The 19,049-nt window shown below is 59.4% G+C and carries 17 protein-coding genes; all 17 read left to right on the forward strand.

What is annotated here, in order from left to right:
- Positions 1-3: 3 nt before the first annotated feature.
- The 17 genes from leuC to ACM62Q_RS01465 all read left to right on the forward strand — a co-directional run bounded on the left by leuC (position 4) and on the right by ACM62Q_RS01465 (position 19,030).
- Positions 4-1,410: a 3-isopropylmalate dehydratase large subunit gene (gene leuC, locus ACM62Q_RS01385; RefSeq protein ID WP_415033187.1), complete on the forward strand. Its 1,407-nt coding sequence runs from the start codon at positions 4-6 to the stop codon at positions 1,408-1,410.
- Positions 1,411-1,417: 7 nt separating this feature from the next.
- A complete protein-coding gene (locus tag ACM62Q_RS01390) occupies positions 1,418-1,600 on the forward strand; it encodes an entericidin EcnAB (RefSeq protein WP_415033188.1) in 183 nt (60 codons plus the stop codon).
- On the forward strand, positions 1,601-2,239 hold the full coding sequence (leuD, locus tag ACM62Q_RS01395; RefSeq protein ID WP_415033189.1) for a 3-isopropylmalate dehydratase small subunit: 639 nt from the start codon (positions 1,601-1,603) through the stop codon (positions 2,237-2,239).
- A gap of 36 nt (positions 2,240-2,275) precedes the next feature.
- Positions 2,276-3,328, forward strand: a complete 1,053-nt coding sequence (gene leuB, locus ACM62Q_RS01400; RefSeq protein ID WP_415033190.1) for a 3-isopropylmalate dehydrogenase — start codon at positions 2,276-2,278, stop codon at positions 3,326-3,328.
- A gap of 88 nt (positions 3,329-3,416) precedes the next feature.
- Positions 3,417-4,550: an aspartate-semialdehyde dehydrogenase gene (asd, locus tag ACM62Q_RS01405; RefSeq protein ID WP_415033191.1), complete on the forward strand. Its 1,134-nt coding sequence runs from the start codon at positions 3,417-3,419 to the stop codon at positions 4,548-4,550.
- Positions 4,551-4,703: 153 nt separating this feature from the next.
- Complete coding sequence (locus tag ACM62Q_RS01410; protein ID WP_415033192.1) at positions 4,704-8,024, forward strand: FimV/HubP family polar landmark protein; 3,321 nt, start codon at positions 4,704-4,706, stop codon at positions 8,022-8,024.
- A gap of 106 nt (positions 8,025-8,130) precedes the next feature.
- On the forward strand, positions 8,131-8,949 hold the full coding sequence (gene truA / locus ACM62Q_RS01415; protein WP_415033193.1) for a tRNA pseudouridine(38-40) synthase TruA: 819 nt from the start codon (positions 8,131-8,133) through the stop codon (positions 8,947-8,949).
- The gene (locus ACM62Q_RS01420; protein WP_415033194.1) at positions 8,931-9,572 is read left to right on the forward strand and encodes a phosphoribosylanthranilate isomerase; all 642 of its coding nucleotides are present in this window, start codon (positions 8,931-8,933) and stop codon (positions 9,570-9,572) included. The genes truA and ACM62Q_RS01420 overlap by 19 nt, the downstream gene beginning before the upstream one ends.
- Entirely contained in the window at positions 9,559-10,758 is a 1,200-nt protein-coding gene (gene trpB / locus ACM62Q_RS01425) for a tryptophan synthase subunit beta (RefSeq protein ID WP_415033195.1), read from the forward strand. Before ACM62Q_RS01420 ends, trpB begins: the two co-directional genes overlap by 14 nt.
- 22 nt (positions 10,759-10,780) lie before the next feature.
- A complete protein-coding gene (gene trpA, locus ACM62Q_RS01430; RefSeq protein ID WP_415033196.1) occupies positions 10,781-11,587 on the forward strand; it encodes a tryptophan synthase subunit alpha in 807 nt (268 codons plus the stop codon).
- Positions 11,584-12,456, forward strand: coding sequence for an acetyl-CoA carboxylase, carboxyltransferase subunit beta (gene accD / locus ACM62Q_RS01435; protein WP_415033197.1), 873 nt, complete (start codon positions 11,584-11,586; stop codon positions 12,454-12,456). Before trpA ends, accD begins: the two co-directional genes overlap by 4 nt.
- A complete protein-coding gene (gene folC / locus ACM62Q_RS01440; RefSeq protein ID WP_415033198.1) occupies positions 12,453-13,763 on the forward strand; it encodes a bifunctional tetrahydrofolate synthase/dihydrofolate synthase in 1,311 nt (436 codons plus the stop codon). The genes accD and folC overlap by 4 nt, the downstream gene beginning before the upstream one ends.
- Before the next feature lies 1 nt (position 13,764).
- Positions 13,765-14,556, forward strand: a complete 792-nt coding sequence (locus ACM62Q_RS01445) for an SPOR domain-containing protein (protein WP_415033199.1) — start codon at positions 13,765-13,767, stop codon at positions 14,554-14,556.
- Between the two features lie 9 nt (positions 14,557-14,565).
- Complete coding sequence (locus ACM62Q_RS01450) at positions 14,566-15,057, forward strand: CvpA family protein (RefSeq protein WP_415033200.1); 492 nt, start codon at positions 14,566-14,568, stop codon at positions 15,055-15,057.
- A 21-nt stretch (positions 15,058-15,078) separates the two neighbouring features.
- Complete coding sequence (gene purF / locus ACM62Q_RS01455; RefSeq protein WP_415033201.1) at positions 15,079-16,611, forward strand: amidophosphoribosyltransferase; 1,533 nt, start codon at positions 15,079-15,081, stop codon at positions 16,609-16,611.
- On the forward strand, positions 16,608-17,792 hold the full coding sequence (locus tag ACM62Q_RS01460) for an O-succinylhomoserine sulfhydrylase (RefSeq protein WP_415033202.1): 1,185 nt from the start codon (positions 16,608-16,610) through the stop codon (positions 17,790-17,792). Before purF ends, ACM62Q_RS01460 begins: the two co-directional genes overlap by 4 nt.
- Positions 17,792-19,030, forward strand: a complete 1,239-nt coding sequence (locus tag ACM62Q_RS01465) for an HD-GYP domain-containing protein (RefSeq protein WP_415033203.1) — start codon at positions 17,792-17,794, stop codon at positions 19,028-19,030. Before ACM62Q_RS01460 ends, ACM62Q_RS01465 begins: the two co-directional genes overlap by 1 nt.
- Positions 19,031-19,049 lie beyond the last annotated feature (19 nt).

The following is a 19,049-nucleotide window of genomic DNA, read 5'->3' on the forward strand; positions in this document are numbered from 1 at the left end:
GCCATGCCGAAGACACTTTACGATAAATTGTGGGAAAACCATGTCGTCCACCAGGAGGCGGACGGCACGGCACTGTTGTACATCGATCGCCATCTGGTGCACGAAGTCACCAGCCCGCAGGCGTTCGAAGGCCTGAAGCTGGCCGGGCGCAAACCCTGGCGCATCTCCTCCATCGTCGCCACGCCGGACCACAATACGCCGACCGACCATTGGGAAGAAGGCATCAAGGACCCGGTTTCCCGTCTGCAGGTGGACACGCTGGATGCCAACATCCGTGAAGTCGGCGCGCTGGCCTATTTTCCGTTCAAGGACGAGCGGATGGGGATTTTGCACGTGGTTGGCCCGGAAAATGGCGCGACCCTGCCGGGTATGACCGTGGTGTGCGGTGATTCGCATACCTCGACGCACGGTGCCTTTGCCTGCCTGGCGCACGGTATCGGCACCTCCGAAGTAGAGCACGTGCTGGCCACCCAGTGTCTGGTGCAGAAAAAATCAAAAACCATGTTGATTGCGGTGGAAGGCGAGCTCGGCCCCGGTGTGACGGCCAAGGATGTGGCCTTGGCGATCATCGGAGTGATTGGCACGGCGGGCGGCACCGGCTATGCCATCGAATTTGGCGGCAGCGCCATTCGCAGCCTGACGATGGAAGGGCGCATGACCCTGTGCAACATGGCCATCGAAGGCGGCGCGCGCATGGGGTTTGTCGCGGTCGATGAGGTGACGATCGATTATCTGAAAGGCCGTCCTTTCTCGCCGCAAGGCGAAACCTGGACGCAGGCCGTAGCCTATTGGCGCACCCTGCATTCCGACCCCGGCGCGGTGTTTGACCGCACGATTACCCTGCTGGCTTCCGACATCAAACCGCAGGTGACCTGGGGTACTTCGCCGGAAATGGTGGTGCCGGTGGATGGGCGGGTGCCCGATCCGGCGCTGGAAAATGATCCGGTCAAGCGCGAAGGCATGACGCGTGCCCTGAAATACATGGATCTGCAGCCGAATACGCCGATCACGGCGATTGCCATCGATAAGGTCTTCATTGGCTCCTGCACCAATTCGCGTATCGAAGATTTGCGCGAGGCAGCCGCCGTTTTGCACGGCAAACACATCGCCGCCAATGTCAAGCTGGCGCTGGCCGTTCCGGGTTCTGGCCTGGTCAAACGCCAGGCCGAGCGCGAAGGGCTGGACAAGATTTTCACGGCGGCCGGTTTTGAATGGCGCGAGCCGGGTTGTTCGATGTGTCTGGCCATGAATGCCGACCGTCTGGAGCCGGGCGAGCGCTGTGCCTCGACTTCGAACCGTAATTTCGAAGGGCGCCAAGGTGCTGGCGGCCGCACCCATTTGTTGAGCCCGGCCATGGCGGCGGCAGCGGCGATTGCGGGGCATTTTGCCGACGTGCGTGATTTTGCTTGAGTGCGCTATGAAAAATAGCGTTTGTCTTGCCTTGTTGATCTGCCTGACGGCCTGCAATACGGCGGCAGGGGTGAAAAAGGATGTTCAGATTGGTGCAGAAAAAACCGGCGAAGTCATCAAGAAAGGTGGCGAAGTCGTCGGTGATGCCATGAAAAGAGGCGGTGAGGCCGTCCAGAAAGCGGTGGAATAAATGGAAAAATTCGTTCAACTCGATGCGCTGGCGGCACCGCTCGATCGCAATAACGTCGATACCGATGCCATCATCCCGAAGCAGTTTTTAAAATCGATCAAGCGCTCCGGTTTTGGCCCCAACGCTTTCGATGAGTGGCGCTATCTCGATGTCGGCGAGCCCGGTCAGGATTGCTCGCAGCGTCCGATCAACCCGGATTTCGTTCTCAATCAGCAGCGTTATCAAGGGGCGGAAATTCTCGTGACGCGGGCCAATTTTGGTTGCGGCAGCTCCCGCGAACATGCCCCCTGGGCGCTGCTCGATTATGGTTTCAAGGCCATTATTGCCGAGTCGTTTGCCGATATTTTCTTTAACAACTGTTTCAAGAACGGCATTTTGCCCATCGTTTTGCCGGCGGCCGAAATTAATGTTTTGCTTGCCCAAATGGCAGCGACGCCCGGCTATCGCTTGCGGGTGGACCTGGCAGCGCAAAGCGTGACGCGCCCGGACGGACATGTCCTCTCGTTTGCGGTCGATGCTTTCCGCAAAGAGTGTCTCTTGAACGGTTGGGACGACATTGGCCTAACGCTGCGTCATGCAGAAAAAATCAAGGCTTTCGAAGACAGGCGCCGCATTGTGCAGCCTTGGCTGTTTGCCTGAGCCTGTTTTATTTGAATTAATTTTGAGGAATCACCAATGAAAATCTGCGTTTTGCCGGGTGACGGCATTGGTCCGGAGATCATGGAACAAGCGCTGCGCGTGCTCTCCGCGCTGGATCTGAAATTTGAAATGGAAGAAGCCCTCTTGGGCGGCGCGGCGGTGGATGCCACGGGGGATCCCTATCCGGAAGCCACGCAAAAACTGGCGCGCGCTGCCGATGCCGTGCTTTTGGGTGCGGTCGGCGGCCCGCAGTGGGATAGCCTGCCGCGCGAAAAACGTCCGGAGCGCGGCTTGCTCGGTATTCGTAAGGATTTGAATCTGTTCGCCAATTTGCGCCCGGCCATTTTGTACCCGGAGCTGGCCAATGCCTCCACGCTCAAGGCTGAAGTGGTGTCCGGTTTGGATATCCTGATCGTGCGCGAACTGACCGGTGACATTTACTTTGGCCAGCCGCGCGGCGTGCGCGAAGAAAATGGCGAGCGTGTCGGTTTCAACACCATGGTGTATAGCGAATCGGAAATCCGCCGCATCGGCCATGTCGCCTTTCAGGCGGCGCAAAAGCGCAACAAAAAATTGTGCTCGGTGGACAAGATGAACGTGCTCGAATGCACCCAGCTGTGGCGCGACGTGATGATCGAAGTCGCCCACGACTACCCGGAGGTTGAGCTTTCCCACATGCTCGTCGACAACGCCGCCATGCAGCTGGTGCGTGCGCCCAAGCAGTTCGATGTGATGGTCACCGGCAATATGTTCGGCGATATTTTGTCGGACGAAGCGTCCATGCTCACCGGCTCGATCGGTATGTTGCCTTCGGCCTCGCTCGATGAGAAAAACAAGGGCCTGTACGAACCCTCGCACGGCTCGGCCCCGGACATCGCCGGCAAGAACCTGGCCAACCCGCTGGCGACCATTCTTTCCGCTGCGATGATGCTGCGTTACACCTTTAATCGTGAAGAAGAAGCGCAGCGTATCGAGAACGCCGTGAAAAAAGTGCTGTCTCAGGGGTATCGCACCGGCGACATCTATGAGCGCGGCACCACCAAGGTCGGTACGCGCGAAATGGGCGAGGCGGTTTTGCAGAATTTATGAAACAAGACAGGAGGGAAGCGGTTTTGGCCGTCGTTTTGCGCCAGCTTCCCCTTGCCCGGTTTCAGGTTTCACACACAAAGGAAAGATGATGAAAAAAGTAGGTCTGGTGGGTTGGCGCGGCATGGTGGGCTCGGTGCTCATGCAGCGGATGGTCGAAGAAGGCGATTTCGCCCATATCGAGCCGGTGTATTTTTCTACCTCCAACGCGGGCGGCAAGGCCCCGACGTTCGGTGGCAAGGAGGCGTCCCTGCCCTTGCAGGACGCCAGTAATATCGAGGCGCTGAAAGCCTGTGAAATCATCATTACCTGCCAGGGCGGCGATTACACCAAGGAAGTCTTCGGCCCCTTGCGCGCCACCGGCTGGAACGGTCATTGGATCGATGCGGCCAGTGCTTTGCGCATGGCCGATGATGCGGTGATCGTGCTCGATCCGGTCAATATGAACGTGATCAAGAAAGCGCTGGGCGTGGGCGGCAAAAACTGGGTGGGCGGCAACTGTACCGTCTCGCTCATGCTGATGGGCCTGGGCGGCCTGTTTCAGAATGATCTGGTCGAATGGGCAAGCTCCATGACCTATCAGGCGGCCTCCGGTGCCGGGGCGCAGAACATGCGCGAGTTGATTTCTCAGATGGGCGTGATTCACGATTCGGTCAAAGATCTTTTGGCTGATCCGTCATCCGCCATCCTCGATATCGACCGTAAGGTGGCCGCAACCATCCGTTCGGATGCGCTGCCGAAGAAGAATTTTCGCAACACGCCGCTGGCCGGTTCGCTCATTCCCTGGATCGACGTGCCGGTCGACGGCGGGCAATCGAAAGAAGAATGGAAGGGCGGTGCCGAGTGCAACAAGATTCTTGGCAAACCGGCTTTCCGCACGGCCGGTTCGATTCCCATCGACGGCCTGTGCGTGCGCATCGGCGCCATGCGCTGCCATTCGCAGGCGCTCACCATCAAATTGAAAAAAGATGTGCCACTCGATGAAATCTCCGACATGCTGGCCAAGGCCAACCCCTGGGCCAAAGTGGTGCCGAACGAGCGTGAAATCTCCGAGCGCGAACTCACCCCGGCAGCCGTTACGGGCACGCTGACGGTGCCGGTGGGCCGTTTGCATAAAATGGCGATGGGCCCGGAGTACCTCGCGGCCTTCACCTGTGGCGATCAACTTTTGTGGGGCGCGGCAGAGCCCTTGCGCCGCATGCTGCGTATCCTGCTCGATGCCTGATTGATCGAGATCGGTGAAAAGCGGGGCGCAAGCCCCGTTTTTCATTGTTGGCGATATGCAAAAACCCCGAGTTCATAAGCGGGATTAGCTTGCAATGCTAACCCCATGATGTTAATTTGATTATTCCAAGTAACACGCGCAAGGCATATGGCCGTGAATCAAAATAAAATTTCCAAATCCGTCAGTTTCAAGCAGTGCGCTCTGGCGCTTGCCGTCGCCTCCAGTCTGTCTTTGAGCAGCATTTCGGCCCAGGCGGCCGGTCTGGGTAAATTGACGGTCTTGTCTGGTTTGGGGCAGCCCTTGCGCGCGGAGGTGACGCTTGCGGCAACACCAGAAGAGTTAAATGGCATGACCGCTCGTCTGGCCTCGCCGGACGTTTTTAGTCAGGCTGGCGTCGAATACGCCAATGGTTTGAGCGACTTGAATTTCAGCGTCGAAAAACGTAAAGGCGGCAAGGCGGTGCTCAAGATTTCGTCAGCACGGCCGGTGAATGACCCCTTCCTCGATTTTCTCGTCGAACTGAATTGGCCGACCGGACGCTTGGTGCGTGAATACACCTTTTTGCTCGATCCGCCGGAATTCGCCCCGGCGGCAAAAACGCGCAGCACCGTCGATGCGCGCGTGGTTGAAACCGTGCGTGACAATCGCCATGAAGCGGCCAAGTCCGCCGCCCCTGCTGCGCCCGCAACCGCCAAACCGGCGCTGCCGGGGCGTGCCGAATCTGTACCGGGGGCAGCGCCGGAAACTACGCCAAAGGCCACAGATGCCGCCGGCGAGCATACCGTCGAGCGTGGCGAGAACTTACGCAAAATTGCCGCTGCGCACCAGCATGCCGGCGTCACTTTGGAGCAGATGCTGGCGGGTATTTATCGTAATAACCGTAAAGCCTTCATCGAAAATGACATCCACCGCTTGAAGACGGGGGTGATTCTTGCCATTCCCGATGCGGCGAGCGTGGCGGCGATCAGCCCCAAGGAAGCGCGGCAGATTTATGTCTCGGCCGGCGACTTTACGGCGTATCGCAAAAAACTGGCGGCCGCCGCAGAAACTGCGCAGAGTCGCCAGGATACGGTGGCTGCGGAACAGGCTGCCGGCGGCAAGATTACCGCCCGCGTCGAAGAAAAAACCCCGGCCCTCGATGCGAGCAAAGATCAGGTCAAGGTTGGGCGCGCCGACAAGGCCGCTGGGGGGGGCAAGGATGGCAAGGCGAATGCGCTGGAGCATCTGACTGCCGAAAAATCCCTGCAAGAATCGCAGGCACGGGTTGCTTTGCTGGAAAAGAATCTGAGCGAGTTGCAGAAGTTGCTGGAGATGAAAAATCTGCGTCTGGCAGAACTGGAAAAAACGACGGCAGCTGCTCCCGCCATAAGCCCGCCGCCGGCAGCTGCGCCTGAAGTTGCTGCACCCGCACCCGCGCCAGTTGCAGCGCCAGTCAAGGAAGCGCCTGCCGCTGCCCCGGAAACTCCCGCAGCGCAAGCTCCGGCTTCGGAAAGTGCTGCCGAACAGACTGCTGCGCCGACCGAAACGCCGGTCGAAACGCCGGCCGAAACACCAGCGCCGCCGGCACCCGAGCCGGCACCCGTCGTCGAAAAAACGCCGCTGCCGCCACCGACTCCGGCACCTTTGCCTGAACCGAATTTCCTCGATAGCCTGCTCGAAGACCCGCTGCCCTTGGCTGGCGGTGCGGCTGCCTTGGCTTTGCTGGGCGGCTTGTTCCTGTATCGTCGCCGCCAGCAAAATACGGCCACCGAAATTGCCCTCACGGAAACCCTGCCGCCAGCCTCGCTTGGGCCAAATTCGGTATTCGGTACGCAAGGTGGGCAGACCATCGATACCGGAACCGCCCCGCCGCACACCGGTGAATTCAGCCAGGCCGGCCCGGGTACGATCGATACCGACGAGGTCGACCCTGTGGCGGAAGCCGATGTTTACATGGCTTACGGGCGTGATTCGCAAGCAGAAGAAATTCTGCTCGAAGCCATGCACAAAGACCCATCGCGTTTGGCGATTCATGCCAAGTTGCTGGAGATTTATGCCAATCGCCGCAGCGTCAAGCAGTTCGAAACCTTGGCGGGCGAGCTCTATGCGCAATCGGGTGGCAATGGTCAGGAATGGAACAAGGTGGCCGAATTAGGTCGCCAGATCGATCCGAGTAATCCCTTGTACGGTGCGCAGAAAGCGGCAACGTCCACGGTCGCTGCGCCGGCAGCGGCCCCCGTTTTGCCGGCGGAGTTTGCCGAGCCTGAAAAGGCACCCTCTGCTGCGCCGCAGATTGAATTACCGGTGGCCGCCCCACAAGCATTTGCCGGCGTGGCGCTCGCCTCTGAAGCAGCGGCAGAGTCGCCGACGAATGCACTCAGCTTTGATTTTCCGGCAAGCGCTGAGGCTGCCTCTGGTGCTACGCAACAATCGCAAGCGTCCGCCCAAACAGAACCCGAAGCAGAGTCCGCCGCAGAACCCGAAGCTGAACCCGATTTTTCTTTTGCTTTCACGCCAGCAGCGGCACCCGCAGCAGCGCTTGCGCCGTCCGCAGCACCGGCATCGGTCGAGGCTACGGTGCTGGAATTTTCCGCCGAGAAAACGCAACCCCTGCCTTTGGCCGCATCGCAACCTGCGTTTGAAGAAAAAACCGATGATCCCTTCGTGGCGAGCGACATCAGTCTGGATTTCGACCTTGACGATACGGCAGAAAAAACAGCGGAAATTCCTTCCTTTGCTGAAGAGCTGCCGGCTGTACAGGAAGCAGCACCAAGGGCTGCGAGCGATGGAATGCCTCGTTTTTCTCCGGAAGGCACCTTGGTCGTTACGCCAAACAATGATTTTTCCGCAGAAATTGCCGAAGACGATCTGAGTCTGGACGGCCTTGATTTTCCGCAGGCTGCGCCGGTGACGCCGGCACCAGCACCGGAATCAGAGCAGACGATGCCTGAAGCTCTGGTGGCAACCCAGGTCCCCGCAGACGTTTCGGCTTTCCTGAGCGCTGCAGTCGACACTGAAGCCGAGCGCAATCTGGCAGCGCTCGCGCAAACGGTAGTCACCTCGCCAAGCTTCACCAATACCGTGGTGAATATGCCGGATTTGACCAATACCGTCGTCAATCCGGTGAGCGGGTTGGAGGAGGCTGCAGACGATATCGATTTTGATATGAAGCTGAGCGATTCTGTTTTCCTTGGCCAGCCCATGGCCTCCGATTTCGATATCGGCTCGATCAATCTCGATCTGGCGGCAGAACCTGCGGCGATGCCGGAGCCCGTAGCGGCACCGACCAAAGCGCCGGAGGTTTCATTTGAAGCACCTGCTCCGGCGCGCGATGCCCGCTGGGAAGAGGTCAATACCAAACTCGATCTGGCCAAGGCCTATCAGGAAATGGGTGATCTCGAAGGGGCGCGCGAATTGCTGCAGGAAGTGCTTGCTGAAGGCAGTATCGATTTGGTCGAAGAGGCGCGCACCCTCCTCGCACAGATCGGCGGATAAGCGCCTCGATCGCAGGGATGCGGTAAAATCCCCGCCTCAGACTTGGCAAACGGCCCTAGCGGGCCGTTTGTTGTTGACCTTTTTTGCAAAAACACTATGCCAATTTATGTCTCTACGCATTGCGCTCGGCGTTGAATATTTTGGCCTGCCTTTTCGCGGCTGGCAAAGCCAGCGCTGCGGCGTGACGGTGCAAGACGCGCTGGAAACCGCGCTGGCAGCGATTGCCGGCAGCCCGACGGCAACCCTGTGTGCCGGGCGCACCGATGCCGGTGTGCATGCCATTCAGCAGGTGGTGCATTTTGATACCGAGGTAGAGCGCCCCCTGGACGCCTGGGTGCGCGGGGTGAATAGCCATCTTCCGGAGGGGGTGGCCGTGCGCTGGGCGCGCGTGGTCGATCCGCATTTTCATGCGCGTTTTTCGGCGCAGGCGCGGCGTTACCGTTATTTGCTTTTGAACCGGGCGCAGCGTCCGGGACTGTGGCAGGGGCGGGTGGGTTGGGCCCATCAGCCGCTGTCTTTGGAAAACATGCAGGATGCGGCGCAGCGTTTGCTCGGCGAGCATGATTTTTCGGCATTTCGTGCCGCGCAATGTCAGGCCAAATCGCCGGTCAAGTTGATGCACGAGGCGCGGATCGTGCGTCGGGGCGAGTTGTTTGTCTTTGATTTCATGGCTTCCGCCTTTTTGCACCATATGGTGCGTAACCTGGTGGGGGCCTTGGTCTATGTCGGCAAAGGCGCGCAGCCCCCGGCCTGGATCGAACATTTGCTGCAGGCGCGCGACCGAACGCAGGCCGCGCCCACGTTTTCGGCCGCCGGATTGTATTTTCGCGGTCCAGTCTATGCGCCAAGCTGGGGTTTTCCGGAAGCGGTGGACGCCTTTGTCGACGATGAAACAGGAGAGAGTGCATGGCCGCTACGCGCATAAAAATTTGCGGTTTGACGCGCGCACAAGATGTCGATGCGGCCGTGGCTGCCGGAGCGGATGCGCTCGGTTTCGTGTTTTATCCGCAGAGCCCGCGCTATGTCGCGCCGGAAAAGGCAGCAGAACTGGCGCGCCGTGTGCCGCCTTTCGTTGAATTGGTCGGCTTGTTCGTGAATGCCGCGCCGGCTGAGGTGGAGGCTGTGTGCCGGCAGGTGCCCTTGAATCTGTTGCAGTTTCATGGTGACGAAACGCCGGCAGAATGCGCCCGTTTTGCCCGCCCCTGGATTCGTGCGGCGCGGGTGAGGCCGGGGCTCGATCTGGTAGAATTCGCCGCTTCTTTCGGGCAAGCGCGTGCGCTTTTGCTCGATGCGTTTGTCGAAGGTTATGGCGGCGGCGGGCATGTCTTTGACTGGCGGCTGATTCCGCCGGATCTGTCGGGACATTGGATTTTGTCGGGCGGTCTGCATGCCGGAAACGTTGCGGCAGCGCTGGAGAATTTACGCCCGGCGGCGGTCGATGTTTCCTCCGGGGTCGAAATCGACGGCCCGGCGGGCAAGGGCATCAAGGATCATGCAAAAATCGCAGCCTTCGTGGCTGCAGTACGGAAAGCAGATGGCACACTATAACTATCCCGATGCACGCGGACATTTTGGCCCCTACGGCGGAGTTTTCGTTGCCGAAACCTTGTTTGGCGCACTCGACGAGCTCGGTGCCGCCTACGCCGCCGCCAAAAATGATCCGGCGTTTCAGGCGGAATACGCCTATGAATTGGCACATTTCGTCGGCCGCCCTTCGCCCATTTACCACGCGCAGCGTTTGTCGCAGCAGTTGGGCGGGGCGCAAATTTATTTGAAACGCGAAGATTTGAACCACACCGGTGCGCACAAGGTGAATAACTGTATCGGCCAGGCCTTGCTCGCCAAGCGCATGGGCAAACCTCGTGTCATTGCTGAAACCGGAGCCGGCCAGCATGGCGTGGCAAGCGCGACGGTGGCGGCGCGCTACGGTTTTGAGTGCGTAGTCTATATGGGCGCGGAAGACGTCAAACGCCAAGCGGCCAACGTGTATCGCATGAAACTGCTTGGGGCGACGGTGGTGCCGGTGGAATCCGGTTCGCGCACGCTAAAAGACGCGCTGAATGAAGCGATGCGCGATTGGGTGGCAAACATCCACAATACTTTTTACATCATCGGCACGGTTGCCGGGCCGCATCCTTATCCTATGCTGGTGCGCGACTTTCAGAAAATCATCGGCGAAGAATGTCGGCAACAAATGCCGGCCATGACCGGGCGTCAGCCCGATGCCGTGATTGCTGCAGTGGGCGGCGGTTCGAATGCGATGGGGATTTTTTATCCTTATCTGGATAACCCGGCAGTGCGTTTGATCGGTGTCGAAGCGGCCGGCGAAGGTGTCGCCAGCGGCCGTCATGCGGCTTCGCTGACGGCAGGCGTGCCGGGCGTTTTGCACGGCAACCGTACTTACCTGCTGCAAGACGAGGATGGGCAGATCATCGATACCCATTCGATTTCGGCCGGCCTCGACTATCCCGGCGTCGGTCCGGAACATGCCTGGCTGAAAGATAGCGGGCGGGCCGAATATCAGCCGGTGAGCGATGTCGAAGCGCTCCAGGCGTTTCACGATCTGTGCCGTTTGGAAGGCATCATTCCGGCGCTGGAATCCAGCCATGCCCTGGCCTATGCCATGAAACTTGCGCCCACACTGGCCAGCGACAAAATTTTGCTGGTCAATCTTTCCGGGCGCGGCGACAAAGACATGCACACGGTGGCCGAACAATCCGGCATCGTTTTTTGATTTTTTTGCCAGGCACACGCTCATGTCCCGTATTCAATCGACTTTCAGCCGCCTCGCCAAGGATCGGCGAGCCGCGCTCATCCCCTTCGTTACTGCCGGTTTTCCGACACCAGCGACAACCGTTCCCCTGATGCACGCCATGGTTGCCGCCGGGGCGGATGTGATCGAGCTCGGGGTGCCGTTTTCCGATCCAATGGCCGATGGTCCGGCCATACAGCGCGCTTCCGAAGCCGCCTTGGCGCAAGGTATGCGCTTATTGACCGTGCTGGCGCAGGTGGCCGAATTCCGTCAGCAAGATGGGCAGACGCCGGTGGTTTTGATGGGCTACGCCAATCCGATTGAAGCCATGGGGGTGGCGAAATTTACGGCAGAAGCGGCAGCGGCCGGTGTCGACGGTGTGCTGGTGGTCGATTACCCGCCGGAAGAAGCAGATGAATTTGCGGCGGCGATGCGCGCGGCGGGCATGGATCCGATTTTTCTCATCGCGCCGACCTCCTCGCGCGAACGCATCGCCCGCACGGCGGCGATTGCCAGCGGCTATGTGTATTACGTCTCGCTGGCCGGGGTGACGGGTTCGGCGGCGCTCAACATCGAATCCGTGGCGCAAAAACTGCCGCAGATTCGCCAGCTTACCGGCTTGCCGGTGGGGGTTGGGTTCGGCATCCGCGATGCCGCAGCTGCCGCACGTATTGCCGCTTTTGCCGATGCCGTGATCGTCGGCAGCCGCTTGATCGAAACGATAGAACAATCTTCCGAAGAAGATTGCTGCGCCCGCGTGGCGGCCGTTTTGGCCGACATGCGCCGGGCCATGGATGAGGTGAACAAATGACTTGGTTGAACAAACTCCTTCCCCCCAAAATCAAGCGTGAAAATGGCCAGGCACCGCGCCGCGCAAGCCTGCCAGAAGGTTTGTGGAGTAAATGTCCGGCTTGCGAAGCAGTGCTCTATGCCACTGATTTGGAAAGCAATCTACAGGTTTGCCCCAAATGCAATCACCATAACCGCTTGAGTGCGCGGGCGCGCATCGATCTCTTGCTCGACCCGGAGGGGCGCAGCGAAATCGGGGCGCAGGTGTTACCGGTCGATAGCCTGAAATTCAAGGATTCGAAAAAATACCCGGAGCGCCTGATGGCCGCGCACCAGGAAAGCGGCGAGAGCGATTCCCTGATCTGCGTGCAGGGTATGCTCAAAGCTATGCCGCTGGTTGTCAGCGTGTTCGAATTCGGTTTCATGGGGGGATCGATGGGTTCCGTGCTGGGCGAGCGCTTCGTGCGCGGTGTCAATGCGGCGATCGAGCAAAAAATCCCCTTTGTCTGCGTCACCGCCTCAGGTGGTGCGCGCATGCAGGAGGGTTTGTTTTCCCTGATGCAAATGGCGAAAACGACGGCGGCATTGACTCGGCTGACAGAAGTCGGCCAGCCCTTCATCTCGATTCTGACCGACCCGACCATGGGCGGCGTGTCGGCTTCCTTTGCTTTCGTTGGTGACGTGGTCATGGCCGAACCCAATGCGCTGATCGGTTTTGCTGGGCCGCGCGTGATCGAGCAAACGGTGCGCGAAAAATTGCCGGAAGGCTTCCAGCGTGCCGAGTTTTTGCTCGATAAAGGCGCCATCGATTTGATCGTGGATCGCCGCGAAATGCGCGACAAACTCGCCGCCACCCTGTCGCTTTTACTTAATCGCCACGACGCCGCGTGAAAACCTTACCGGATTGGCTGGTCCATCTCGAGAGCCTGCACCCGCTTGGGCAGGCGGGTATCGAGCTGGGTTTGACGCGAGTGCGCGCGGTAAAAGTGGCGCTGCAACAAACGCAGCACTGCCCGCTGATGATGGTTGGCGGCACCAACGGCAAGGGTTCGACCTGCGCCTATCTGCAAAATATTTTGCTGCGCGCCGGCTACAAGGTGGGCTGCTACACCTCGCCGCATCTCTTGCGCTACAACGAGCGGGTGCGCATCAACGGCCAGCCGGTTGAAGATGCTGCGCTGTGCGCCGCGTTTGCCAAGGTCGAGGCGGCGCGTTTGGCCTGCGGTGTGACGCTGACTTACTTTGAATTCGGCACCCTGGCTGCTTGGGAAGTGTTTGCGGCGGCCGGCGTTGAGGCGGCGATTCTGGAAGTGGGTCTGGGTGGGCGGCTCGACGCGGTCAATGTGTATGAACCCGATGTTGCCGTGGTGACTGCGATTGCGCTCGATCATACCGCCTGGCTGGGGGAAGATCGGGAAAGCATCGGTTTTGAAAAAGCGGGTATTTTTCGCGCCGGCAAGCCCGCCCTGTGCGCCGATCCGCAGCCGCCGCAAAGTTTGCTTGCGCACGCCGAAAAAATCGGTGCCGATTTACGCCTTCTGGGCCGCGATTTTGGTTTTGAAAAACCGGCCGCCGCCGCTCCGGAAAACCGCTGGCAATGGCGCTGGTGGTGCCGTCATCCAGATGGGCAGATCGTACGCCGGCCGCTTGCTTATCCGGGTTTGCGCGGTTCAGTCCAGTTATTCAATGCCAGCCTGGCCCTGGCGGCGCTGGATGCTTTGGGCGAGCGCTTGCCGGTGACCATGCAGGCGATTCGTCCCGGCTTGATCGAAACCGAATTGAGCGGGCGTTTTCAGGTGGTGCCGGGCAAACCCAGTATCGTGCTCGACGTCGGCCACAATCCGCAGGCGATTGCCGTGCTGGCTGATAATCTCGGCAATATGGGTTTTTTCAATCGCACTTACGCCGTGCTCGGGATGTTGTCGGATAAAGATATCGCCGGCGCGCTCTTGCCGTTACGCGACAAAATTGATGTTTGGCATCTGGCGAGCCTGCCCGGGCCGCGCGGTAGTTCCGCTGAGCAGCTGGCGGAAATTTTGCGCGCCCAGGGCGTCAGCGCTGCGCTGATCTGCCATGCCTCGCCGCAAGAAGCGATGCAGGCGGCCCGGGAGCAGGCGGGTGAAAGTGATAGAATCCTCGCCTTCGGATCGTTTTACACTGTTGCCGGGGCTCTCGAAGTGCTCGGCCGAACCGCCTAAGATGGAAGACAACGACCTCCAGCAACAACTCAAGAAACGCGCCCGCCGCCGCTTGGTGGGGGCGGTTTTTTTCGTCTCTCTGGTGGCCGTGCTCTTGCCCACATTAATGGACAGCGAACCGCGCCCGCCGGTGCAAGATATCGATATTCGCATTCCGGGTCAGGACGAAAAAAGTTTTGCACCGGCTTTGATCCCGCCGGCAGAGCCGTTGCCGGCATCGAAAGCGGCAGAAAAAGTAGCCGCCGCGCCGGAACCTGAACCAGCCCTCCTGCCGCCCGTGAACCGGGATAAAAAAGCGGAACCCAAGCTGGAACCCAAGCCTGCGCCGCGTGTTGAAGCAAAGCCCGAGGCAAAACCCGAAGCAAAACCCGAGCCCAGGGCTGAAGTCAAAGCGGACAAAAAACCGCTGCCGGCGCCGCCCAAAGAAATAAAAGAAGTCACCAAGGAAGTGAGCAAAGCTGCGGCGCTCGATAAACCCGCCGCCTCGGCCGCCGATGAGGCCAGCCGCGCGGCGGCCATTTTGTCTGGCAAGCCAGCCGATACGCCGGCTGCCGCAGCGGGGGGCGCGCACGTGATTTTGATTGGCGCTTTCAGTAATGAAGCCAACGTTAACACCTTGCGCAAAAAATTGGCGGAACAGGGCATCAAGGTGTACACCGAGGCGCTCGATTCGCCGCAGGGCAAAAAAACCCGCGTGCGCGCCGGTCCTTTTCCGAGCCGCGATGCGGCAGAAAAAGCGCTGCAAAAAATGCAGAAAATTGGCGTCTCCGGCGTCGTTGCAGCCAAACCCTGATCCTTCCCTATGACGCTGTTTGATTACATTGCCCTCACCATCGTGGTGCTGTCGCTGGGTTTTGGCTTGTGGCGCGGCATGATCAGCGAAATTCTTGCCCTGGTTGCCTGGGGTTTGGGCGTTTATGCCGCCTTTTTGTTCGGCCCGAAAGCCAGCGGACTGTTCGCCGGCATGGTGGGTGAGCCCGTATTGCGCGTGCTCTTGGGCGGTCTGCTTGTGTTTTTGGGCATCCTCATCCTCATGGCTTTGATTCGCCTGCTGGTTTTGAAAATGGTGCGGGTGCTTAAATTGACCACCTCGGATCGCCTGTTGGGGATGCTCTTTGGTTTGGCGCGCGGCGCATTGATCGTTTTATTGCTGGTCGGTTTGGGCGGTTTGACGCAGGCCCCCAGCCAGCCCTGGTGGCGCGATGCGGTGCTTGCGCCTCCCCTGGAAACCGCAGTGCTGGCAATCAAGCCCTTACTGCCGGCCGATTTGGCCAAACGAATTCGTTTCAGTTAACTCAGAGCTCAGGAAAAAATCATGTGCGGGATACTCGGCGTATTGGCAACGACCCCAGTCAATCAACTGCTCTACGATGGTTTGATGGTGTTGCAACACCGTGGGCAGGATTCGGCAGGGATTGCGACTGCGGCGGGCAATAATTTCCACCTGCATAAAGGTCCAGGCCTGGTGCGCGATGTGTTCCGCACCCGCAATATGCGTGCTTTGCCGGGTAATTGCGGCATCGGCCATGTGCGTTATCCGACCGCTGGTTCGGCGTTTAATTTTGCCGAAGCGCAACCTTTTTACGTCAATTCGCCTTTTGGCATCGTGCTCGGCCACAACGGCAACCTGACCAATGCCGAGCAGTTGAAAGACGAGATGTTCCGCATGGATCGGCGGCACATCAATACCAATTCGGATTCCGAAGTGCTGCTCAACGTGCTCGCCCATGAACTGCAAACGGCAGCGCATGGTTACGAGCTCGATGTGGAGAGCATTTTCCAGGCGGTAGCGGGGGTACATCGCCGCTGTCGGGGAGCCTATGCCGTGGTCGCGCTGATTGCCGGTTATGGATTGCTGGCGTTTCGCGATCCGCACGGCATTCGGCCGCTGATTTACGGTCAGAACGAAACGGCGCAGGGTATGGAGTATCTGGTGGCCTCCGAATCGGTGGCGCTCGATACCCTAGGTTTCAAGGTGGTGCGTGATATCGAGCCGGGCGAAGCCATTTTCATCGATTTTCAGCACCAGCTGCACAGCCGCCAATGCGCGCAACAGCCGATGTACGCGCCCTGCCTGTTCGAGTATGTCTATCTCGCCCGCCCGGATACCGTGATCGATGGTGTGCCGGTGTATGAAGCACGTCTGGCGATGGGGGAATTGCTCGCCGAGAAAGTCAAGCGCTCGATTCCGATCGAGGAAATCGATGTGGTCATTCCCATCCCCGATTCCAGCCGTCCATCGGCGATGGAACTGGCCCATGCTTTAGGCATTCCGTTTCGCGAAGGCTTCGTAAAAAACCGCTACGTCGGGCGCACCTTCATCATGCCGGGGCAGGCCAAGCGTAAAAAATCGGTGCGCCAGAAACTGAATACCGTCGGCCAGGAATTCAAGGGCAAGCGGGTTCTGCTGGTGGATGATTCCATCGTACGCGGCACGACCAGCCGGGAAATCGTCGAAATGGCGCGCGCCGCCGGTGCGGTCAAAGTATATTTTGCCTCTGCGGCACCGCCCGTGCGGTTTCCCAATGTGTACGGCATCGACATGCCCACCCGTGCCGAGTTGATCGCCACTGGGCGCAAGGAGTCCGACATTGCCACGGAAATCGGGGCTGATGCCTTGGTGTATCAGGATCTTGCCGCACTCAAACAATCGGTCACCCGCCTGCGCCCCGATCTGACGCAGTTCGACGCCTCCTGTTTCGACGGCTGCTATGTCACCGGCGATATCGACGATGACTACCTCGATCACCTCGAAGGCCGCCAGAATCGCCCCAGCGGTGATGATGATGCTGACAACCGATCCTCGCATCAGATGGTTTTGGGCCTGGCCAATGGAGGCCAGGAATGAACGAGGCAGCATGGCAGCTGCCGACGCTTGCCGTGCGTGCGGGGCAGGAACGCAGTCAGTTCGGTGAGCATGGCGAAGCCTTGTATTTGACTTCGAGCTTTGTTTTTACGAGTGCGGCGCAGGCTGCCCGGCGTTTTTCCGGAGAAGAGGCGGGTAATGTTTACTCGCGTTTTTCCAATCCGACCGTGACGACTTTCGAGCAACGCCTCGCCGCCCTGGAAGGTGCGCAAGCCTGTGTGGCGACATCGTCCGGCATGGCCGCCATCATGGCGCTGGTGCTGGCGCACCTCAAGCAGGGCGACCATATCGTCACGGCGAACAGCCTTTTTGGGGCGACGGTACAGCTTTTCAATAACATTCTTACGCGCTGCGGTATCGGCGTAAGTTATGTGCCGCTCGCCGATGTGGCCGCTTGGGAAGCGGCAATCCGCCCGGAAACCAAGCTGTTTTTCCTTGAGACGCCGTCCAACCCACTGACGGAACTGGCCGATATTTCCGCCTTGAGTCGGGTGGCGCGCGCGCACAATATTTTGCTGGCGGTCGATAACTGTTTCTGTACCCCCATTTTGCAGCGTCCGCTCGATCTGGGGGCGGATCTGGTCGTGCATTCGGCGACCAAGTACATCGATGGTCAAGGGCGTGTTTTGGGCGGTGCCGTGTGTGGCCCGAAATCGCTGACGGATGAAGTATTCAAATACCTGCGCACAGCCGGCCCGACCTTGTCGGCATTCAATGCCTGGGTGCTCTTGAAGGGGCTGGAGACACTTTCTTTGCGGATGCAGGCGCAATCGGCGGCGGCGCTTGAATTGGCGCGCTGGCTGGAGGCGCACCCGAAAGTGGCGCGCGTGTATTACCCCGGCCTGCCTTCGCATCCGCAGTTTGCCTTGGCGCAAAGCCAGCAGCTCAGTGGCGGGGCGATCGTTTCTTTTGAAGTGCGCGGCGCGCGCGAAGCGGCCTGGACAGTGGTGGATCACTGCCGCTTATTGTCGATTACCGCCAATCTTGGCGACACCAAAACCACCATCACCCACCCGGCATCGACCACCCATGGGCGTATTTCTTCTGAAGCACGCGCTGCCGCCGGCATCAATGAAAGCTTGCTGCGGATTGCCGTCGGCCTGGAAGCGCCGAGCGATCTGCAAGCCGATTTGGCGCGCGGTCTGGCGCTGATTCCGACGTAATGGAGCGGATCTCGGTCGATCGTTTGCAACCTGGGGTGTTTATTTCGATCACCCAGGTGAGCTGGCTCGACCACCCTTTTTTGCTCAATCGTTTTCGTCTGGATGATGAGGAGCAGATCAAAATTTTGCGCAGCCTGGGCATTCGAGAAATCGATTGGGATCCGGCGCGTAGCAGTGCGCAGCCCTTGCCAGAAGCGGCGGCGCACGAGGATGAAACCGATTTTTCAGCCACGGCCATGCATGCGATGCTCGATGGCAAGCGCGAGCGCACGCAAAAAATCCGTGCGCAACGTGAATCTTTGGCCCGTTGCGAGCGTTTGTATGAGCAGGAGGCGAGCGGCCTGCGCGACATTTTGCAGCAACTGAGCAGCCGCCCGGCAGAAGCTTATTTGCAGGCGCGCGCCACGGTGGGGCGTCTGCTGGGCGGTTTGCTGGGCACCCAGAGCGTGGCCATTCATCTGGTCAATATGAAGGTTCGCGACGCCGGTGCTGCGCAGCATGCGATGAACGTCACGGTGCTTTCTCTTTTGCTGGGCAAGGCCGCCGGGCTCGATCCAGAGCAGATGCGCCAACTTGGCTTGGGGGCGCTGTTTCACGATATCGGTAAAAGCGAAGTGCCGACGCGGGTGCTGCGTAGTGCGCAGCGTACGCCGGCAGAAACGCAGTTCTACCAGGCGCATGTGGGCTATGGGGTGAAATTGGCGGCACCGATGAACGAGTTGACCACGGCGGCGCGCAACATCATCGCCTGCCACCACGAGCATTGGGATGGTTCCGGCTTTCCCAATCGCTTGGCTGGGGCCAAAATTCCCCGCTTGGCACGCTTGGTCGCCATTGCCAATCATTACGACAATCTGTGCAATCCCTTCGATCTGGCGCAGGCGCGCACCCCTAGCGAGGCGGTGGCACATATGTTCCGGCATGAAGCCGGGCGTTTCGATCCGGAGTTGCTGCAACTCTTCATCAAGATCGTCGGCGTCTATCCACCCGGTTCCTTCGTGGCGCTTGATGACGGCAGTATCGGTTTGGTGGTGGAAGTCAATACGGTGGATTTGTTGCATCCCCTGGTGATCCTCTATGACCCGGAAATTCCCCGTGGCGAGGCCTTGCTGGTCGATCTGGCGGATTGCGGACTGCGTATCGAAAGCGTGCTCAATCCCGGCAAACTGCCCCTGGAAACCGTCGAGTATCTCGCGCCGCGCGGGCGTATCGATTACTACATCGAAGGCGCGTCCTGATTTTTCTGGCGCTCGCAGC

This window comes from Azonexus sp., assembly GCF_047638095.1.
Classification (GTDB): Bacteria; Pseudomonadota; Gammaproteobacteria; order Burkholderiales; family Rhodocyclaceae; genus Azonexus.